A 20,486-nucleotide genomic window follows, 5' to 3' on the forward strand; every position below is an offset into this window, starting at 1 on the left:
AAGTGCCCGAATTTTGATAAAAGCAAAAACGGCGGCCGGAAACAAATCCCGACTGCCGTAAAGCACAAAGCCTTTTAGGCTTGCATTCACGCCTTGGCGCTGTTGTCCTGACGCTCGGTGATACGAGCGGCCTTGCCACGCAAAGCACGCAGGTAGTAGAGCTTGGCGCGACGAACGCGGCCGTGACGCAGCACCTTGATGGAATCGATCACCGGGGAGTGCAGCGGGAAGCGACGCTCCACGCCGCAGCCGAAGCTGACCTTGCGGACGACGAACGTCTCGCGCAGGCCGGCGCCTTGCCGTGCGATCACCACGCCGGTGAACGCCTGAAGACGGGAGTTGTTGCCTTCCTGAATCTTGACGTTGACCTCGACGGTGTCGCCGGGACGGAACTCCGGGATGGAATCCGAGGGCTTCATGTGCTTGGCATCAAATGCCTCAATAGCGTTAACCATTGTTTCACCTGTCGCTGCCGCATATCAGCGTACATGTCAGGGGCGGCGCCGCACTTTCGTGCCTCTGCGGCAAATGATGCCGAACGCGCCCACTATCGTATTCCGCCGAAACCCGGCGGAATGTTGCCGATTCGCCGCGGCGGACCCGACCGGTTTAACGGACGAGGCCACGAGGCTGAACCCAAATGAAGAAGCGGACCCATGCGGCAGCCCGCCCCTTGGCATAACAAACGATAATTTTAACGTCGTGGCCAGACAGATACGGCAGTTTACAACGGCTCTCCTACCAATCGCCTACCGAGGTTGCGCTTGACGTTGGTATACGGCATTGCATTCGGATTTCGTTCGCCACGCTTACGCGGGCCCAGCGTCGCAAAAACAACCGATGATTACCAATGCAACGATAATCCGCCAATTTGCGTTCTAAATACAATCCACCATTGCGAACGTGACGCAAAACCACATCGAAGCGTCGCAAAAACCAAATAATTGCAGAAGCGCCGGAAAACCGTCCCCTTACGTCGCAAATACAAAACCCTATTGCAGATGCGACACGCCTACCGTATTGGCACCCGGACGGATGATACCCGCTCGAAACAAACGGAGTTGACAAACTCCTCCGGCCCCCTTATTTTAGGGTCGGTAATAATTTCTGTGCCCCGCACACCGAGTCGAAGGAGGTGGGGATCATGGCTGACGATCTTCCTAGTAGTATCAACGATCTGCATCATTTGTGCAGCTGTGCGCAACCTCATCTCGACACGATGACTCGGCGTTGGATGTAAAATCTCTCGATTTGCGCGTCACGCTACGAGCGTAAGACGATGTAAAACGATTCCAACCAACTTGCCCATGATTCCGTCTTCGAGATTCCCTTTCAATTCAACTAAACGTATTTTCGTGCTGCAAGAGTTCACGGAATTCGGCAAATAATCGCATCAAGGATTTACGATTCACCACTCGTAGTCTGTACCTGACCGGCTTGACTCGAAAGTCGGCATTGCAGGAATCGTAAATTTCTGATGCGCGACCCGCCGTCCAAATCAGCAATGCCAACCGCTTAATCCGTGTTTTTGCAATGCCACGATACGCCGTTCATGAGGAATCATCATGACCAACTTCTCCTTCAACTTCAACCGCGCCGCGCCGGCAACATCGGACGTGGGCCGCAACACCAGCTTTACCAAGCGCGTGGTCTCGGACTGCGTGGTGGCCGTCGGCATCCTCGCCATCTTCGGCCTGATCGCCTGGGTCCTGCCCGCCATCAACGCGCCGGTGGGGCCGAAAGGCATCCCCTCCACCGTCTCGACCGACCCGCGCAACCTGCCGTATTACGCACTGCGTTCCGTCTTCCGCATGGCGATCGCCCTGTTCTTCTCGCTGGTGTTCACCTTCGTCTATGGACTGGCCGCGGCCCGCTCGCGCAGGCTGGGCAAGGTGCTCATTCCGCTGCTCGACATCCTGCAGTCCGTGCCGATCCTGGGCTTCCTTTCGGCGACCGTGACCATCTGGCTCGCGCTTTTCCCCGGCTCGATGATGGGCGTCGAGGCCGCGTCGATTTTCGCCATCTTCACCTCGCAGGCTTGGAATATGACCTTCTCGTTCTACCGGTCGCTCAAAAGCGAACCCAAGGAACTCGACGAGGCGGCGCGCAATCTGCGGCTTTCGCACTGGCAGCGCTTCTGGGTGCTCGACGTGCCCAATTCCATGATTCCGCTGCTTTGGAACATGATGATGAGCGTGGGCGGCGGCTGGTTCTTCCTGACCGCTTCGGAAATGATTTCGGTCAACAACAAAACCTACGCCCTGCCCGGCATAGGCAGCTATGTCGAGGCCGCGGCCGCCGAGGAGAATCCAGGCAAAATCGGCTGGGCAATCCTGACCATGGTCATCGTCGTGCTCGCCATCGATCTGCTGGTCTGGAAACCGCTGACGGCTTGGGCCGAGAAGTTCCGCATCACGCAAAGCGAGTCCTCGGAACCCAAGCGCAGCGCCGTCCTGACGCTCATCCGTCAGTCACATATCGATGACTTCATCGGCCGTCTCTTCCGTCCCGTCGGTGAATTCCTCAACTGGATTACCCGCCCGCTCGGCCACACCGGCTCGAAATGGGGCGCCAAGCCCAGCCGTCGCCGCGCCGGTGACGTCGTCTTTGGCGTAATCGTGGGTGTCGCGGTCATCGCCGGAGCCGTGGAACTGATCATCTCCATTATGAAAACCACAGGCTTGGGCGAGCTTGGAACGGCCTTTGGACTCGGCGGCATCACCTTCCTGCGCGTGGCATTGCTGACGGTGGTCTGCTCGATAATCTGGGTGCCGCTCGGAGCCATCATCGGCATGAACCCGAAGATTTCGCGCCTCGTTCAGCCGCTGGTACAGGTGCTGGCCAGCTTCCCGGCCAACTTCATCTTCCCATTCGTGGTCATGGTCTTCGTCGCCTGCGGCGTCGACATCAACTGGGGCTCGATTCTGCTGATGGCACTGGGCACGCAATGGTATATCCTCTTCAACGTCATCGCCGGCGCATCCGCCATCCCCGATGACCTGATCGAAATGGCCAAGAACTTTCACATCACCGGATGGATGAAATGGAAGACGCTCATCCTGCCGGCCGTTTTCGGCTCGTGGGTCACCGGCGGCATCACCGCGGCAGGCGGCGCATGGAACGCCTCCATCGTCTCCGAAATCGTCAGCTACGGACGCCACACGCTGGTCGCCAAGGGCCTCGGTTCCTACATCGCCGAAGCCACCGCCCACGCCGCAAGCATGAAAACCATCATCGGCGTGGCCGTCATGGCCATCTTCGTGGTCGCCGTCAACCGCCTTTTCTGGAACCCGCTGCAGCGCCTCGCCGACCGCCGCTTCGTCGTCGGCTAGCTCATGGCCGCTCACACTAACCCATGGTTACCAAAGGAAACCATGGAAATACGTACGGTATCTTTCGGTAACCATGGGTTAGTGTGAGCGCAAATTACAACAATCATCCAATATTCTTCAAATCTCAACCAAGGAAGTCACGATGAACTTCAACAAGCTTTATAAGACCGTCGCCAGCGGCACGGAAACCGGAACCGCGACCCGCACCCGTGGCCATCACAACCCGAAATACGCCGACCTCGACGCCAATGGCACCCACACCGTCATCGAGGCGAGCCACATCAGCCAGAGCTTTACTTCCGAAAAAGGCAACGAAACCACTGTTCTCGACGATATCTCGTTCAATCTGCACGAAGGCGAAATCGTCGCGATTCTCGGACGCAGCGGCGCCGGCAAGTCGACCTTCCTGCGCATTCTGGCTGGTCTCATCCAGCCGACCAGCGGAAAGGTTTCGTACCGTGGCAAGGAGCTCGACGGGCCGAACCCCGGGGTCGCGCTCGTTTTCCAGACTTTCGCGCTCATGCCCTGGCTCACCGTCGAAGACAACGTCGAGCTCGGGCTCGAGGCACGCGGAGTGCCACGCGAGGAACGCCACAAGCGCGCGCTTCAAGCCATCGACGCAATCGGCCTCGACGGCTTCGAATCCGCCTATCCGAAGGAGCTTTCCGGCGGCATGAAGCAGCGTATCGGCATCGCCCGTGCACTGGTGCTGCGCCCGGACGCCCTCTTCATGGACGAGCCGTTCAGCGCCTTGGATGTATTGACCGCCGAGAACCTGCGTCAGGAAGTGCTGAAGCTTTGGAACAACAACCAGAGCGGCATCAAGTCAATTCTCATCGTCACGCACAACATCGAGGAGGCCGTGCAGATGGCCGACCGCGTGGTCGTCTTGGGCTCGCACCCCGGCCACTTGATTGCTCAGGTTCCGGTCAATCTGCCGCGTCCGCGCGACAAGCACTCCCCCGAGTTCGAGGCGATGGTCGACAAGCTCTACGCCATTCTGACCGGCCAGGTTTCGCAACGCGGCCATGCGAATATGGCCGCTGCCAACGCCGAAAACACCGAGACCGACTCAACGTCAGGGCAGGAAAACGCGGCAAAGCCCACGGAATCGTCTGCGCTGACAAATACCGGCAAAGATTCCATCGCCCCCAACAGCGTCTTACATTCTGGCGAGACGAACGCCTCAGATAATTTGGCCGATGCAGCAAATCACGGAGAGATCGAGGCGCGAAACGATATCGACAGCAATCATGCAATTCAAAGCCATAGCCAAAACCAAGACCAACGTGACGGCCTCGATGACCACAGCAATGCACAGACTGAGGCCGACGAGAAGCTTGCGGCGCACGAGAACGATACCAAAATCAAAGACAACAACGCGCGCACCGAGCTGCTGCCGAACGCGACTCCCGGCGGACTTGCCGGTTTGCTCGACGTCGTGTCGAACTACCAAGGCGGAGTAGACCTGGCCGACCTAGCAGCCGACCTCTCCTTCGAAGTGGACGACCTCTTCCCGCTCATCGACGCCGGCACGATGCTCGGCCTGTTGACTGTCAACAACGGCCACTGCACCATCACCCGCGACGGCGAGCGCTGGTGCCACGCCGACGTGCTCGAGGCCAAGAAACTCTTCGCCCAACTTATCATGGACCACGCGCCGCTGGTGCGCACCATCGACAAGGCGCTGCGCAACCACCCCGACCGCGGACTGCGCGGCGAGCTGATCCTCGACCTCTTGCGCAGCCAGCACACCGACGAGGAAGCGCAGCAGCAGTTCGACATCGCGGTGACCTGGGGCCGCTACGGCGAGCTCTTCGATTACGATGCCGACGACGACCAGCTCACCCTCGATGAGGCCAACAAGTAAGCCATCCACACTCGCCAGCCTTTACCGGCCAAGTCGAGCGAGACCGTGGGAAAAGCACCAAAATCGGCCCAAAAAGGCGCTTTTCTCACTGGAATAGGCCTTCACTGAGGAGAAAAGCACTTTTTTAGGGCATTTTTGGTGCTTTTCTCACTGGTAGAGGCTGCCACTTCGTCGCTTTAGCGACCGCCGAAGCTGCCACCACCGGAACCGCCGCCCGAGCCACCGAAGCTGCCGCCTCCGGAACTGTCGCCGGAGCCGGAGGACACGCTGAATGTGGACTCCATGGTATCGATGCCGTTGCTGATACCAGCCGCCAAATCGGTGAATTGTGCGGACAACGACGAACCCGCATCCGAACTTGCGCCACCGCCGAAATCTTGTGGATAGTGATACCAGTACCACAACGAATCGTTGCGCTGACGGTCTTTTTGATTGTCAAGCGACGAGAACAACCCGCCAAAACGTTCCATCTGATTATCCGACAGCCCAAGTGCTGTGGCATAAACGTAATACTTATCGAACTTATCCGGCGACAACGGGGAAATAGGCGAAGGACCTGAGGACGGAACCGAACCGGAATCAGGCGGAACAGCGGCCAATTTCGATGTAGATACGCCGACAGGATTCGGCTCGACACCAGCGTCGGGTGCAGAACCCAATCCCTTGCCTGAAATCGAACCTGAACCTGAGTCTGAACCAGAAGTCAACCCTGAAACCGAATTCAAACCGCCATCCGACTCCGAACCCGCTACCGAGCCAGAACCCGCTACCGAGCCAGAACCCGCTACCGAGCCAGAACCCGAACCCGCCACGGAATCCGCTATCATCGCCCGATCTTCAGAACCATTTCCGCCGTCCGACAGATACGCTTCCAAGCCCAGCATCGGCGCGACCAATTTCTTTCCTTTCCGCGTCAACCCGCGATACCGAAGCAGCTTGAAGAGGAAAATGAGCAGGAAAACCACCGGCACGCCCAACAGCAGCGAAATCCCCCACTGTCCGTGCAGTTGGTCGGAAACGTGGCCGTAATCATCGGTGCCCGAACCGACCACGTTGAAGGCGAGGCCGTCAACATAAAACGTTCCCATCACCCCCGCCGTCACAATCGCCGCAGCCGCAGCGAAGCCGAACAGCAACGGCTTGACCACGTGCAACTTCACATATTCGAATTGGGCGGTCCAGTTGAAAACGCTTTGCAGCCATTCGGCCTTCCACCAGTCTTCCAGCTTGTGACTGATGGTGCGGAAATCGAAAACCGGGGTGTTGAGTTTCAGTGATATCTCCCGCAGGAAGTTGAGCAGAGTCCGCTCGGTAAGGGTGAGATCGTGGGTCTCACTGACATTTTCCGCAAACGCTCCCGGCAACATCACCACCGTTGAGGTTGGCTTGGAGGATTCTTTGGGATCTTCCGCCGCTTCGGAGATAACTTCCCGTACCGCTTCCATACCCTTGGTGAGCCCTTGCGCTCTGGCACGCCTGATATATTCCTCATCCCGGGATTCCCGCGCAGCCCGCTGCGCTTCGTCGTCCATCTTTCCCGCGGACGCTGCAGCCAATTGCGCATTCCTCTTTTGTATTTCGCTCATGTCGCGAAGTCGTTGGGAAATCTCCTCGTCGCTGGCACGCGAAAGATCAATCCCCTTGAACCATTCGGAATGGCCGGGATAAACGGCAATGACTCCCTTGCCCACCAGCGAAAGCAATGTCGAACTCATCTGACGGGACTTGAAATCGTCCGAGTACTCCCCGAAATTGAGAAAATCAATGAATTTTGCGGCACAGGCCGGCGTCATGTCGGGAATGGCCTGCGAATACGGCACCTGCTCCGGCTCGCTCGCCGGTTTCTTCTGCCCGTTTTTCTTCTTGCGTTTCGAACTCGCGGCACTATGGCGGGCATGTTCCTCGGGATAATACGCCTGCCAATTCGTAATCAGAACAGCGAACAGCGCAAACAACAGTGCCGCGCCTTCCCAGCCAAGGTACCCAAGAATCACATTGCGACGCATGACGATATCATCCGCGGCTTTGCGCTTTTCGGCGGCCTCGCGGTCAAGCACCAGCTTCTTGCCGTCCTTGGCAATGCGATACTTCACGTCCCCGTTCATCGGCGAGGCCGAAAACATCGAAACCAAGTCGATATGCCGACTCGCCGGCACATTTTGCGCAGACATATCGATTTGTCGGCTTCCGGTTTGGTTGACCGAACCCTTGCCGGCGTAATGCATCCATTGCCGACCATCAGCGCTTTTCACGCCTTTTGGCAAGGTGACTTTCACACGTAAATCACCGATCGGCACGCCGTTGCTGTCGCCAAGCGGCTCCCACTTGAAGCAGGCGACGTCGTTATAGACCTTCACGACGTCCCTGAACGTCATGGAGACGTCGAATTTGAGACTTTTCGCGGATTGCGTCGCGGGAATGTTCCAGCCGACCTCCACCGTGTCGCCGGACTTGCCCATACTGGCAACTTCGCCGTTTTCATCACGCAAGTCATCAGATTCGGTATCGGTTTTGTTGCCGGACGTATCAGTTTTGCTACCAGGCGTGGCGGAATCGCCACTCGGCGCGGCATTACCCCCAGAGTTTGTATTACTTGAATTCGTGGCCGCTGGAGTACCGTCACCCGAATCTTGTTTCGAAGTGGCATCGCCATAGTTGCCGCTACCATTTTGGACTGGCTGCGATTGTCCTGGCTGCACTTGGCTTGGCTGCGATTGCTCTCCGGCAGTCTTTCCCGAGTTCGCACCTTTCGCATTAGTCTGCCCCGCCGCTTGTTTCAATTCCGCGGTTTTCTGTTGATATTGCGCGTCGTTCATGGCAGCTGGGAGGTATTCGTCGCCTTCCTTGTCGCGAGCGTTGGCGAAATCGGCGGCATACCATTGGCCGGCGTATGTGGCGTCCCAGTTGAAATTGTCGAGATCACGCGAAGAAGAAGCGCTGCCGTGCAGATACTTCTGCCCCGTCGAAACATTGGTGACCGACACATCGGTGATGGCGCTCAGCACACCCTCGCTTTTCACGCCGCCGCGAAGTGTATAGCGCTGGTACAACTGCCGCCACGGTTTGTCGCCCTTGCGCTTGTTGAGCTTCATGTCGATATGCTCGGTGATGCGCAAGTCCCCGTCGGACTGCACCGCTGCATCGTAGTTCAGAGAATTGTAAGTCAAATCGTGACTGTGAAAACCGACGTCACCGGATTGGAAGCTGCAGAAAGCCAAGAACACGACAACGACGATTGTGCCGATTGCCGCGGATCTCAGCGCCGCACCAATCCGTTCAGCACTCAGCCCCCGACGTATCCACATAATTCCCCGGTTCACAAAAGCGGATACAACGACACTGCAAATCCGCAATCTCTCTTTGTCGCGTCCATAATAGCAACTTGGAAGTACGCACTTGTAGAAAGGTTTGCCTCGTATATTGCTAGAATGTTGAAATACCATAATCATATAATGAGCCGTATGGAGACGAAGTCGAGAAGAGGACTGCAAGGTGCATCGTTTTAAAAATCATTCTGCAAAAAATTCGCAGATACCTGTATCCGGTGACGATACTTCTTACAACGACATATCTTCAACAGACAAATCGGCAGACACCTCAACGCCTTTTGACTCGGCCGACTATAGCCAGGCATCAGTCGACAATGGCGACGCAAGCCAAAATGTCGATAGCACCGGTGACAAGCCATGGCTGAAACAAAGCAACGGCAGGCAAGGCGGCAACAAACATGGCGCCGACGCACCCGCCGCAAACGTCAAAAACGCCATTCTCACTGTTCTCATATTCGCCATTGCGATCGTTGCGGTGTACATCTATTTCCACGACAAAGATTCCGGCAACAGCGACGGCTATTCCTCTTATTCCTCGTCATCTGAATCCAGAAAGCTCACGGAACAGGAGAAAACACAGAAGATCACCGATGAGGCAAGCGACGCATATCGGGCGATATCCAATCAGGATTTCAAAGTGATCCAAGCCCTCGACCCCCTGATGCAAAACCCAGGAAACGGTGGAAGTAGCACAGAAGTGACTCAAGCCCAGGTTGACAAGCTCAAGTCCGAAATGGCGAAAATGTCAGAACAGATTAATGCGTTCAAGAAAACCAAGTCGTATCACAAATATTCGAGCGTGCGCAAGGCCTATAAAGAGTATCGGACCGCAGACAAGAATTATCTCGATGCCGTCAACAATTTCGCCGATTCATCCATTGCCTATAGCAAGGCTATGAAAAACTGCAACGAGCTCAACGACTGGTCGAGCATGAACAATGACGCCGCGGCTTACGCAGCGGCCAAACAGAAGACGATCACCACCTGCAAAACATCGGCGCAAGCCCTTGCGAGTTCAAAAGACGGACCGATCAAAGACTACTCCGCGGCGACCATCAAACGCATGGACGACGCGCAGAAACAGCTCAACGGCATCAAAGCCCTCGGTTCTTCGGACGAAATCTTCGGTAATCAGACGAAGTTCCAGAAGTTCGAGGATCTCACCCAGAGACTCGGCACCAATCTCAATCCGACCCCGCAATTCGGCGACCAGAACCCCGTCTATAAGGAACTGATGCACGGAAGGCCGGACAAGGCGATGCTCAAAATCAGTTCGGCGATATATGACACGGACAAATAGACGGGTTGAGATGGTGCTGCGCTTGGTTCTGCTGGTTTGCTTAGCTGATCTTGACTTGCATATGCCCGCCCAGACTTGCGTGCTGAGTGCCCGCTTTAGTGCTATCGCAGGTTATTAACATGCAGCCCAGAATCAATCTTTTCCGCGCACTCATAGCGACAAATCCAAAGTATCCGTTCTATCAGTACGCTCGCCAAGCGTACTGATAGAATGCCCTAAGAGAGACAACATGGCGGTTTGAAAGCAAGCAAAGCTGAGAAGGGGCAACGATTGCGTTTATTCGGAAAAACGTCGAAAAACAAGGCACAAATATCGCCGTCAAGCGACAATCTTTCTTTCGATGACACCTCCTCGCCATTCAGCTCATCCGACTACGACCAACAAGTACCCTTCAGCGGCAGCGACAAAGATAATAGCTATGTCAATGGCACCGAGCAACGTTTCGCCGACACTACTCGCAACCCGTCGGCGAAACAAGGCAATCGTAAACATATCAACAGCGATCAAAATAGCCACAAGCACGGCGAGGCCGCATCCGCACCGGTAAATAAAAGCCTTGTCGTTCTCCTCGTGGTAGTGGTGATCATAGCGGGAATGGTCATTTTCTCGCATCAATCGCATCACTCGTCAAACTCCAACAGCGATGATTATTCCAGCTACATGGACTCACGGCAAAAGAAACTGGACGAGCAAAAGAAAAAATCGGACATAGTCGAAAATGCCAGCAACGTGTATACCAAAGAAATCTCAGACCCAGAATCCCAAGTAGTAGAGGCCGTCTACCCCATCATCGAGAGTGTAGGGATAAACGGTGAAAGCCGGACGGTCAACCAAGCCGATCTAGACAAGCTCAAATCCGCAATGACAAAATTTGAGAATTCCGGGAACGCGTTCACCAAAACACAGGCATATCGTCAATCCCGGGACGTGCGCAAAGCTTACAAAAGCTATCAAGACAAGAAAAAGGATTACATCGACGTGCTCAACAATTTCGCCGATGCCGCCACCGGATACGCAGCCACAGCAAAGAACTGCCAGGAAAACACCATGGACTTACCGATCATGGGCGAAGACCCCAATTACCTGGCTAACACGCAAACCCTCATCACCAACTGCTTGACGTCGGCACAAAGCATCGCCAAGTCCAAAGACCCGATCATCAAAAAGTACGCACAGTCGGCTATCGACCACATGGGCGTCGCGCAACAACAGCTCGACGGCATCAAGGCCCTCGGCTCCCCCGACGACATTTACGGCGACGAAACGAAATTCCACGATTACAGCAGCATGGAAGGCAAGCTCAGCAACAATCTGTACACGGCCGAACAATACGGAAAGCAGAATCCCCTTTACAATAAGCTGACCAACGCGAGGCCCGACAAAGAGATGAACGATCTATACACCTCGATGGACTCCATCGCCGAATAAGCGTTCCGCATAGACGATTCCCAGCTGCTTCCCTTCCTCGTTTTCGCCCTCGTCTCATCGAGCGAGCACCAACACGCGAGCACCAACATCAGTGAACAAAGCACCAAAACCGGCGCATAAAAGTGCTTTTCTCACTGGAATAAGCCGTTACTGAGGAGAAAAGCACTCTTTTCGACCCGAAATGGTGCTTTCCCCACTGGTTACGGTTACGCGACGCTCGCACATCCCGCACATGCCGCACGCATCCCACACAGCAAACTGGGCATCCACCTTGGTAAGTGGATGCCCAGTTCAATCGTTGCGCTTAGCTCGACTGGAGCTGGCCTGCAACCTTACTATGCAATTACTTGCGATGGGCGCGGTAGAAGCGGATGAGGCTCTGCGTGGAAGCGTCCTGCTGCGCAAGGGCGTTGTCGTCCTGCGAAATCGCCGGGGTGATCTGGCGGGCGAGCTGCTTGCCGAGTTCGACGCCCCACTGGTCGAAGGAGTCGATGCCCCAGACGGTGCCCTCGGTGAAGGTGATGTGCTCGTAGAGCGCGATGAGCTCGCCGAGCGAGAACGGGGTCAGCGCGTCGCCGAAGATCGAGGTGGTCGGGCGGTTGCCGGAGAAGACGCGGGCCGGGACGATGGCCTCGGGCGTGCCCTCGGCGCGAACCTCGTCGGCGGTCTTGCCGAACGCGAGCGCCTTGGTCTGGGCCAGGTAGTTGCCGAGGAAGAGCTCGTGCACGTCCTGGTCGCCATCCTTGGCCGGGTTCGGGGTGTTCGCGAAGGCGATGAAATCGGCCGGAATGAGCTGCGTGCCCTGATGGATCAGCTGGTAGAAGGCGTGCTGGCCGTTGGTGCCGGGCTCGCCCCAGAAGACCTCGCCGGTGTCACTGGTCACCGGGGTGCCGTCCCAGCGCACGGACTTGCCGTTCGACTCCATGGTGAGCTGCTGCAGGTAGGCCGGGAAGCGGTGCAGGTACTGGTCGTAAGGCAGCACGGCGTGGGTCGCGGCGTGGAAGAAGTTGCGATACCAAACGTTGAGCATACCCATCATCACGATGACGTTCTTCTCAAGCGAAGTGTTGGCGAAATACTCGTCCATCTCGTGGAAGCCGGCGAGGAATTCCTCGAAGCGCTTCGGTCCGAAGACGACAGCAAGCGAGGTGCCGACCGCAGAATCCACGGAATAACGACCGCCGACCCAGTTCCAGAAACCGAAAGCGTTCTGCGGGTCGATGCCGAATTCCTCGACGCCCTTGAGGTTGGTGGAGACGGCAACGAAGTGCTTGCGGATGGCTTCGGCGCGCTTGTCGTCCGAACCGTCGATGGCGCCGGAAGCCTTGAGGCCGTTAAGCAGCCAAGTGCGGGCCTCACGCGCGTTGGTGAGGGTTTCGAGGGTGGTGAAGGTCTTGGAGACGATGATGAACATCGTGGTCTCGGGGTCGAGGTCCTTCGTCTTCTCGGTGATGTCGTTGGGGTCGATGTTGGAGACGTAACGGGCGGAGATGCCGGCGTCCGCATAAGGCTTGAGCGCTTCGTAGACCATGACCGGGCCCAAGTCAGAGCCACCGATGCCGATGTTGACGACGGTCTTGATCTTCTTGCCGGTCACGCCGCGCCATTCGCCCCCGCGAACCTTGTCGGCGAACGCATAGATCTTGTCGAGCGTTTCGTGCACGTCCTTGACGACGTCCTGGCCGTCGACGATGAGCTTGCCTTCGTCCGACTTCGGGCGGCGCAGCGCGGTGTGCAGCACGGCGCGATCCTCGGTGTTGTTGATGTGAACGCCCTCGTACATGGCCTTGCGGCGATCCTCAAGATGCACAGCCTTGGCAAGGTCGGCGAAAAGCTTGAGCGTTTCGGGCTGGATGAGGTTCTTGGAGAGGTCGAAGTGCAGGTCGCCGGCGTCGAAGCTCAGTTCCTCAACGCGGTTAGGTTCCTCGGCGAACCATTTCTTGAGGTCGATGCCTTCGCTTTTCAGTTCGTCAAAATGCTTTTGCAGCGCCGCCCATTCCGGAGTCTTCGTGGCGTCGATAGGAGGATTGATGGCCATAATTCTTAAGGTCCTTTCATCACGTGCCGCGGGGGTTTCGTGGCCTCGTCAGTCTGTTCTGACTTTTCTTTAAGGCGCTATTCCCGCCGCTTGCTACATGTATTAATTTACTCACAAAAGCGGACACAACAGCACAAAAAGCGTCGCGCCAGTCAACGTTGACATAACCCGATATATGGCATCAAAACGGCGAGATTTGAACGATTTTTGGAATTCATGACTTGTCGGCAAGTAGAAAGAGCGCGTTCACATCGCCACTTGTTGATAACACTACAATATTCGTACACACGGGTTCAGCTAGCGATAACAAACATTCAGCGCGCAGTGACGGCTTCCTTTGCCGCACTTTCAGATTCAGCAGGAACCTTAGATTTCGCCTCAGACTTGGACTTCGTTCCACCCTTAAATTTCGTCTCAGACTTGGACTTTCGCCTCTGCTTGGGATTTGGCCGCAGCCGCTTCCTCCGCCTTGACGATGGCGTTCATCTTAGCTTCGGCCTCGAATTCACTCATCCCAGTGGCTTCTTTGAGTGCGTCGATGCGATCACGAAGGACCCTGTCACGATCTAACGCTTTTCGCTCCTCTGGGGTTAAATCACGAACCTTGATCCATGGCCCCCATCCGCCATCATCAATGCCTTCCTCGGCCTCGTATGTCCACCTGTCAAGCGTTTCCTGCGTAATGCCAAGACTCTCACAGAGTTCCTTGTCTTCCATTTTCGCACGTTCTCTATCGTCCATTTCCATATTGGCCTCCTTTCAACAGACCTAGCTCTTTTAGTATAGCTTTCGTCGGCGGCGTCTTCGCATGAAAAATCTTCCAATGTCCATCTTCGCTTTTTGAAAAAACCAGTTCCAATAATCTTCCCTTACCGTCGACGCCGATAGCAGACCAGCGACCAGATGCGTTATTCCTCGGCCTAAATTCCACTAACGTATGCCAGGCAGACCTGACATCCTCGTCACAAATCTCAGGATGACGTCGATGAATCCTCGGATGTACTATCGGCTCTTCGTTGATTTCGTTCATGTCTCCATTGAACATGAAAATAACCAATTTCCAGGGCAAAACAAGGTGCTGTGGTCGAATGATAGGGGTTATCCACATTTGAGGCGTGTCGAGGGGCCGGACGCTCAATTGTCAACAGCTTTATCGACAATCCTGACTTTCGTTAGTCGGGATATGCACATTCCTACGCTTAAAACAAAAGTCGGACGGAACGCCTCACAGCTTTATGTACAGTCATGACCTGAACCGAAATAGACATCCACAATCGCAATAAATTTTATTTTGGCTATGCCAACTTGATCAAGCGAAGCAAGGGCTGGCGAACGAAACGGTCGATGAGACAGACCAACAGGACGAAAGCAAGCGAGAACACAACCTCGACCAAGAACCAATCAACCAACCAACCTGCGCAAGCCGACATGCCGCCGATTGTGAAGGCGCTGGCGACATGGGTGGCGACGGGATCGGCGAAATGACTTTGCAGGGCAATCCAGAAATAATAGGTCAGCGCTTGCACGATGTAGAAGCCTAAAATGCCGGAAGCGAGCGCCTCGACGGCACGGCGACAAAAAGTTTTCATGTTTGCCAACAATGGCCTCACTCCACTTCGTGCAGCAAAAGACCCACGCTTTTGGGTTCGTGCACTGGGACACGCGGCGCACATCAGCGAACAGACGGCAAGCAGGAACGAAATCACCGAAGTCGATTTGAATGAAAGCACCATCAGCAGGCCGTAGTGACCACCGAACGCAGCAAAAGCGACAACGCAACCGGCTGCGGCAACCAAGGCAATCAGCGCAATCGCCCAAAAACGGCGGGTCAGCCAAAGCGGCGCAGAATCATGCGCAGAAGCATCTTTCCCGTACCAGCGTTGCCAAGCGCAGCCCAAAGCGCCCGCGCAAATATAAGAGGCGAAATAGGTGACGGCACTCATCTGCTTACGCCAGTCCAAGACGCTCAGGGAATCGAAGAAGTTGCGACCGCTTATCGCCACGTAGACGTTGAGGCCATAAATCATGGCGAGCGCAACCGTCCACAATGCAACGCACCACTTCTTGCGGCAGCGCTCGATGCACCAAGCAATGAACGGCGCAAGTAATACAAAAAGGACATACAGCCATACGAATTCGAGGCTTAGAACCACTTCGCGCAGGCCGCCGACTGCCTGAATCGGCACGACCCAGCGGTTGACGACCACCAGCACGACGACATAAAACACAACGGCAGCAAGGATTTTTGCGATGCGAGCAGCGGTAGGTTTCCATTCGTCGCGCGCAAATCCTTTATGATACGAACGCTCGGCCAGGCGCGGGACGAGGAAAAACGCTGAAATCATGAAAAAGATGTGATTGCCCCAAGCTCCTAGGAACATGAGCATGGAAATCAGCCACACCACCAGCGGTGTCGAAGAAATAATGGCAATAAATGTGGGAGCTGCGCCAGCTTGGACGGCCGCCGAAAGCGCGTGCGGTCCGTTGACGGCGATCTGTTCGAAAGTCAGCAGAAACGTATGGAACACCGCGATACCGACGATGGCGAGTAGTCGCAGCAACTCGACCGCAAAAATGCGGGAATGGCGCGTGCCGGAAATGCTCCCGTTCCCACGAGAAGAATCGCCAGTAGTGTTGATACCTGCTTCCGGCGCTTTCAACGCACCGGCGGCGACACTCGCGGACTGTTCGGACATGCCGTCCACCATACCCTTATCGCAAGATTCGCCGTGAACTTCACAGCACGCTCGCCGTTAGCCGCAGGACTCGGATTACTTACTGTCAACCGTTAAAGACCTTATCGATTCAACCTCTTCGATTCAGAGGATGTCATCACGGCCTTCGCGGTCGAGGTAGGCGACCAGATCCTTGACCTCCTGACTGCGGGCGCGCGGGGCGATGAGCAGCGCGTCGGGGGTATCGGCAATGACCATGTCGTTGACACCAAGCAGGGCCACGGTGCGTTCGGACAACGGCATCACCACGTCTCCGGCGCTATCGAGACTGACCACTTTGTCGCTGTCACCAAGAATCTTGATATTGCGTGCGCCGGTGCTGGGCAGCAATGCGGCCACGGAATTGAAGTCTCCTATATCGTCCCAGCCGAAATCGCCGGGAACCACCGCCACACCGCCGGCAACGCTCAACGGCTCGGCCACTGCGTAATCGAACGCGATCTTCTCGATGCCCGGCCAGTAGGTCGCCATCGCCTCGTCAATCGTGTCGTTGTCGGAATCTGTCTCACTATCGGCGGCATCCTGGCTATCGGTATCAGCATGGTTATTACTATCGGCTTGGTCGTCGGTGTCAGTTCGGTTATTAGTATCAGCTTGATTTCCAGAATCGGCATCATTATTAGCGCCGTTGTCGTTGCCGGCACCAAATCCAAAACCTTGGTTCGCAACATGATCGTTATTCGTATTGTTATCGCCGTTAGCGCTGCTACCGTCCCCTGCGCCGTTTCGATTTTCCGCAGTATCGGCATTATCATTTTGCCGGGAAGCGCTCGAAGCGTTTAAAGTCTCTTTTCCGACATATCGCGCCGCAGCGATTTCGGCATTCCCGGCGGTATCGGCACCGTTGTCACTGTCCACGGCCATGTAGGCATCGGCGATATGCGAAATCGCATCATACATCTCGGGCTTGTATTCGCGCAGATGGTCGAGCAGCACGTCAGCCCGCATCACGAACATGCCGGCGTTCCAACGGTATTCGCCGGTGGAAAGGTAAGCCTGCGCCGTGGCGGAATCCGGCTTTTCGACGAAACGCTCCACCAAGCGGGCGTTCGGCGCACCCGGAATTTCGCTTCCCAACGAACGACCCTGATGGATATAGCCAAACGCCGTGGACGGCCGGGAAGCAGCAATGCCGATGGTCGTCACATAGCCGGCGCGTGCCGCCGCAACCGCCTGCCGAACCGCATCAGCAAACGAATCCTTGCCTCGGATGACGTGGTCCGCCGCGAACGAGCCAACGACGATGTGCTCGCCATGCCGCCTCGCCAGAATGGCTGTGGCCAGCGCGATGGCGGCCGTCGAATCCCTCGGAACCGGCTCGGCAAAAATGTTGGATTCCTTGAGCTCCGGCAACTGCGCCTCAACCGCGGCGACGTGCCGCCAGCCTGTGCTCACAACGATCCGCTCCGGCCCGGCAAGCCGCGCAAGCCTGTCGAATGTGGATTGGATCAGCGTCCGTCCGCTGCCCATCAGGTCATAGAGGAACTTCGGCCTTGCCCCGCGGCTCAGCGGCCACAGCCTCGAACCGGTGCCCCCGGCAGGGATGATGGCATAGAAATCCTCGAAACCTTTGCATGGCGTCGATACATCCGGCATTGTATTTTCCAAGTTGCCCATCCCTTTTCGCGCGGTTTCCAGCCTGTTTGCTCCTTAATATATTGTCGCGCAGCCCGTTGTCATTACCAGCGCAGTCATTGCCGCTCAAACATAACGTTAGGTTCGATTTCCCGCAGTTCCAACGTTTTATCCGCACAATCACGCCGTCAATATAGGTACGACTCGTTGCCGTCACCAAAGCCATTCGCGAAACGACGCCTTGCTTTCGCGCAATCTTGCCGTTTCATCCACCCGAGTTCGTTGCAAACGCAAGTACTGCCAGACGAGACACGTCCGAACGCAAGTCTCGTGGACAAAACGCAAATCATCCAGTAGTATTATTGTTTTGTGCGCGAGTGGTGCATACCGCCCGGGCATTGCCGCTTTAGCTCAGTTGGTAGAGCGTCTCACTCGTAATGAGAAGGTCGACAGTTCGATTCTGTCAAGCGGCTCTTCGGTTTCTGAGTTTCAAGTCCCTATATTCTGGCCTTATTAATCTGCATTTCGTTTAAGTCGCGAAACCTTCTAGCCCCCAATTGAGAATCATCTCCAAATATTTTGACCTATTATCCCACCAAATATCAGGTTGGGCCGAATCCCCTTTGCGACATAAATTACAGTCCGAGACTTACGTCAACTTTGTGTAGCCTCTTTTAAAACAAAATCGGCGTCACGATTCTGATTACCGTGGCACCGATTATTTACATCAAAGCAAAAGGATTCATGAATACGACTTTCCAAACGTTCAACGACTATTTTTCAACGGTTTCGTCGTCGGCCCACACTTTTTTGGCGCGATTGAACGCGGACCAGGCCTTGGGCCAGCCGACATAGAAGGCGAGGTGCGTGATTTCGGCGGCGATTTCGTCCTTGGTGATGCCGTTGGCCTTGCCGATGTTGAAATGCGCGTCCATCTGCTCGGTGGCTCCCATCGCGATGATCGCAGCGATGGTGATCATTGAGCGGTCGTGCGCCGAAAGCTCGTCCTCACGGCTCCACACCTCGCCGAAGAGCACGTCGTCGTTCAAGTGTGCGAACTGCGGAGCGAACTCGCCCAGCTGCTTGTGTCCTGCTGTCTGTTTCTTGACCATAGCTGGTTCCTTCCACGTTTTGTCGATTACGATATCGTCGTCGAAACCAAGCCTAAAGACTTCAAGCACTTGAGGTCAAATAGCGCTTTTCACCTCAGCAAAACCGCAAACCCGTGGGAAAAGCACCAAAACAAGGCCAAAAAGGTGCTTTTCACCTCAGTAAGGTCGCGAATCAGTGCGAAAAGCACCAAAACAGCCTCAAAATGGTGCTTTTCTCACGGGTTTCCGCTCACTTGCTCTCGGCGGCGATGGCCTCGCGCTCGGTGGCGGCGTTGGGGAGGAAGAACGACGCGACCAAGCCGATGACGGCGAAGATGACCATGAGGATGAAGCCCCAGTTGTAGCCGATGGCTTGGGCTGCCGCCTTGCCGGCGGAAGCCTGCGAAGTCGCGGCAAGCGAGATGACAAGCATCGCGAGCGCCGTGCCCAGCGAGCCGCCGACCTGACGGACCGTCGAGGAAGCGGCGTTGGCGTGCGCGGTAAGGCGGGCGGAGCTCAGGTTGATGCCGGCGGTGAACGTGGTCATCATCGTGAACGAGATGCCGACCATACGCAGCGCGTAGCACAGGCCAATCACGAACAGACTGGTTTTCGCACTGAACCAAAGCATCGGTACCGAGCCGATCAGGAGCATGAGGAAGCCAAACAGCGAAAGTTTCTTGATGCCGAGCTTGTCGTAGAGCGTGCCGGAAATTGGGTTGCAGATCACCATGACCAAGGCGCCGGGCATCATCACCAGGCCGCTGGTGAGCGCAGATTCGCCGCGCGTAGTCTGCAAATAGAGCGGCAGCACCAGTTCGATGCCAACCATGGCGATGTTGCTGATGGTGCTCAACAGTGTGCAGAGGTTGAAGCGGGCGTTGCCGAAGACGTGGATGTCGAGCAGAGGCTTGGAAAGCTTCAACTGGCGGACGCAGAAAAGCGCCATGATGACCACGCCGACGATGAACAATACCGCAAGCATGACTGTAATCCGCCCGGTGTTGCCGACTTCGGACAGTGCGTAAAGGATGAGGCCGAAGCCGAAAATGGACTCGGCGAAGGAGATGACATCGGTGGTGCTGTGGTGCGGCGAGGTAAGGTTGCGTACCAGCGGAACGGCGAGAATCGCGGTGATGGCGCTGGCGATGGCGAGGATGATGAAGAGCATCTTCCAGCTGGAGACCTTGAGGATGAGGCCAGAGATGGTGGGGCCTACCGCCGGTCCGAAACCGATGACCAGGCCGGTGATACCCATGGCCATGCCGCGCTTCTCGGGCGGGAACATCATCAGGATGACGTTCTGGATGAACGGCATCAATCCGCCTGCGGCGATGGCTTCGATGATACGGCCCGCGAGCAGTACCCAGAAGTTCGGCGCGAAAATACAGACGATCGAGCCGACGAAGAAGACGGCCATCAAGGTCACGAACGTGGTGCGCAGATTAAAAGATTCGAACACCCACGCAGACATCGGAATCATGAGGCCAACGACCAGCAGATAAGCGGTCGTCAGCCATTGCGCCGTAGCTTGGCTTACCGAAAATGCCCCCATAATCGTAGGCAGCGCATTGTTCAGGAACGTTTCGGCCATCAACGCCGTGAACGAACCCAGAAGCAGCACTGCCATCATCAGCCCGCGCTGACGTGAGGTAATGTATGAAGTAAAACTGCCTTCCTGCCCGGATTCACGCTTCGAGGTCGCAACGTTGTGCTCCCCGCCTTGCTGCTTTGCCGATTGATAATCTACCATTGGTAACCTTTCCTGATTTATAGCAAGCTACAGTT

The 20,486-nt window shown here is 55.9% G+C and carries 13 protein-coding genes and 1 tRNA gene; 5 read left to right on the plus strand and 9 right to left on the minus strand.

The annotated features are described in order from the left end of the window. Window positions 1-86 precede the first annotated feature (86 nt). Window positions 87-455, minus strand: a complete 369-nt coding sequence (gene rplS / locus OZX67_RS08000) for a 50S ribosomal protein L19 (RefSeq protein WP_277142383.1) — start codon at window positions 453-455, stop codon at window positions 87-89. A gap of 1,110 nt (window positions 456-1,565) precedes the next feature. Here rplS and OZX67_RS08005 point away from each other — a divergent pair. After that, window positions 1,566-3,332, plus strand: a complete 1,767-nt coding sequence (locus OZX67_RS08005; protein WP_277142385.1) for an ABC transporter permease subunit — start codon at window positions 1,566-1,568, stop codon at window positions 3,330-3,332. A 142-nt stretch (window positions 3,333-3,474) separates the two neighbouring features. Continuing rightward, complete coding sequence (locus OZX67_RS08010) at window positions 3,475-5,202, plus strand: nitrate/sulfonate/bicarbonate ABC transporter ATP-binding protein (RefSeq protein ID WP_277142387.1); 1,728 nt, start codon at window positions 3,475-3,477, stop codon at window positions 5,200-5,202. A 176-nt stretch (window positions 5,203-5,378) separates the two neighbouring features. Here OZX67_RS08010 and OZX67_RS08015 read toward each other — a convergent pair whose 3' ends face one another. Next, a complete protein-coding gene (locus OZX67_RS08015) occupies window positions 5,379-8,507 on the minus strand; it encodes a DUF2207 domain-containing protein (protein WP_277142389.1) in 3,129 nt (1,042 codons plus the stop codon). Window positions 8,508-8,694: 187 nt separating this feature from the next. Here OZX67_RS08015 and OZX67_RS08020 point away from each other — a divergent pair, with 187 nt between their 5' ends. Both OZX67_RS08020 and OZX67_RS08025 read left to right on the plus strand, forming a co-directional pair. Then, window positions 8,695-9,831 carry a hypothetical protein gene (locus OZX67_RS08020; protein WP_277142392.1) on the plus strand — a complete coding sequence of 379 codons (1,137 nt, stop codon included), beginning with the start codon at window positions 8,695-8,697 and terminating at the stop codon, window positions 9,829-9,831. Window positions 9,832-10,101: 270 nt separating this feature from the next. Beyond that, a complete protein-coding gene (locus OZX67_RS08025; protein ID WP_277142394.1) occupies window positions 10,102-11,259 on the plus strand; it encodes a hypothetical protein in 1,158 nt (385 codons plus the stop codon). Between the two features lie 343 nt (window positions 11,260-11,602). On the opposite strand, the gene pgi is transcribed toward OZX67_RS08025, so the two are convergent. From pgi to OZX67_RS08050, 5 genes are all read right to left on the minus strand, one after another. Further along, the gene (gene pgi / locus OZX67_RS08030) at window positions 11,603-13,297 is read right to left on the minus strand and encodes a glucose-6-phosphate isomerase (protein ID WP_277142396.1); all 1,695 of its coding nucleotides are present in this window, start codon (window positions 13,295-13,297) and stop codon (window positions 11,603-11,605) included. A 414-nt stretch (window positions 13,298-13,711) separates the two neighbouring features. After that, window positions 13,712-14,044 carry a hypothetical protein gene (locus OZX67_RS08035; RefSeq protein ID WP_277142398.1) on the minus strand — a complete coding sequence of 111 codons (333 nt, stop codon included), beginning with the start codon at window positions 14,042-14,044 and terminating at the stop codon, window positions 13,712-13,714. After that, window positions 14,028-14,327 carry a hypothetical protein gene (locus tag OZX67_RS08040; RefSeq protein WP_277142400.1) on the minus strand — a complete coding sequence of 100 codons (300 nt, stop codon included), beginning with the start codon at window positions 14,325-14,327 and terminating at the stop codon, window positions 14,028-14,030. Before OZX67_RS08040 ends, OZX67_RS08035 begins: the two co-directional genes overlap by 17 nt. A 265-nt stretch (window positions 14,328-14,592) precedes the next feature. Continuing rightward, window positions 14,593-15,993 carry an acyltransferase family protein gene (locus OZX67_RS08045; protein WP_277142402.1) on the minus strand — a complete coding sequence of 467 codons (1,401 nt, stop codon included), beginning with the start codon at window positions 15,991-15,993 and terminating at the stop codon, window positions 14,593-14,595. Between the two features lie 123 nt (window positions 15,994-16,116). Then, window positions 16,117-17,628 (minus strand): sugar phosphate nucleotidyltransferase, encoded by a 1,512-nt coding sequence (locus OZX67_RS08050; protein ID WP_277142404.1) that lies wholly within the window; start codon window positions 17,626-17,628, stop codon window positions 16,117-16,119. A gap of 379 nt (window positions 17,629-18,007) precedes the next feature. Between OZX67_RS08050 and OZX67_RS08055 the strand changes: the two genes are divergently transcribed. Continuing rightward, window positions 18,008-18,080 (plus strand) — tRNA-Thr (locus OZX67_RS08055). Between the two features lie 300 nt (window positions 18,081-18,380). Here the strand turns inward: OZX67_RS08055 and OZX67_RS08060 are convergent. Together OZX67_RS08060 and OZX67_RS08065 are read right to left on the minus strand one after the other, a co-directional pair. Further along, window positions 18,381-18,719, minus strand: coding sequence for a carboxymuconolactone decarboxylase family protein (locus OZX67_RS08060; protein WP_277142405.1), 339 nt, complete (start codon window positions 18,717-18,719; stop codon window positions 18,381-18,383). Between the two features lie 229 nt (window positions 18,720-18,948). Beyond that, entirely contained in the window at window positions 18,949-20,451 is a 1,503-nt protein-coding gene (locus tag OZX67_RS08065; protein ID WP_277142407.1) for an MDR family MFS transporter, read from the minus strand. Between the last annotated feature and the right edge of the window lie 35 nt (window positions 20,452-20,486).

Source organism: Bifidobacterium sp. ESL0728 (assembly GCF_029392015.1).
GTDB lineage: Bacteria > Actinomycetota > Actinomycetes > Actinomycetales > Bifidobacteriaceae > Bifidobacterium.

Coding starts and splice junctions, on each gene's coding strand:
- OZX67_RS08015 (WP_277142389.1), bottom strand. CDS start 8,507: ATGTGGATACGTCGGGGGCTGAGTGCTGAACGGATTGGTGCGGCGCTG.
- OZX67_RS08060 (WP_277142405.1), bottom strand. CDS start 18,719: ATGGTCAAGAAACAGACAGCAGGACACAAGCAGCTGGGCGAGTTCGCT.
- pgi (WP_277142396.1), bottom strand. CDS start 13,297: ATGGCCATCAATCCTCCTATCGACGCCACGAAGACTCCGGAATGGGCG.
- rplS (WP_277142383.1), bottom strand. CDS start 455: ATGGTTAACGCTATTGAGGCATTTGATGCCAAGCACATGAAGCCCTCG.
- OZX67_RS08045 (WP_277142402.1), bottom strand. CDS start 15,993: ATGTCCGAACAGTCCGCGAGTGTCGCCGCCGGTGCGTTGAAAGCGCCG.
- OZX67_RS08010 (WP_277142387.1), top strand. CDS start 3,475: ATGAACTTCAACAAGCTTTATAAGACCGTCGCCAGCGGCACGGAAACC.
- OZX67_RS08035 (WP_277142398.1), bottom strand. CDS start 14,044: ATGGAAATGGACGATAGAGAACGTGCGAAAATGGAAGACAAGGAACTC.
- OZX67_RS08050 (WP_277142404.1), bottom strand. CDS start 17,628: ATGCCGGATGTATCGACGCCATGCAAAGGTTTCGAGGATTTCTATGCC.
- OZX67_RS08005 (WP_277142385.1), top strand. CDS start 1,566: ATGACCAACTTCTCCTTCAACTTCAACCGCGCCGCGCCGGCAACATCG.
- OZX67_RS08040 (WP_277142400.1), bottom strand. CDS start 14,327: ATGAACGAAATCAACGAAGAGCCGATAGTACATCCGAGGATTCATCGA.
- OZX67_RS08065 (WP_277142407.1), bottom strand. CDS start 20,451: ATGGTAGATTATCAATCGGCAAAGCAGCAAGGCGGGGAGCACAACGTT.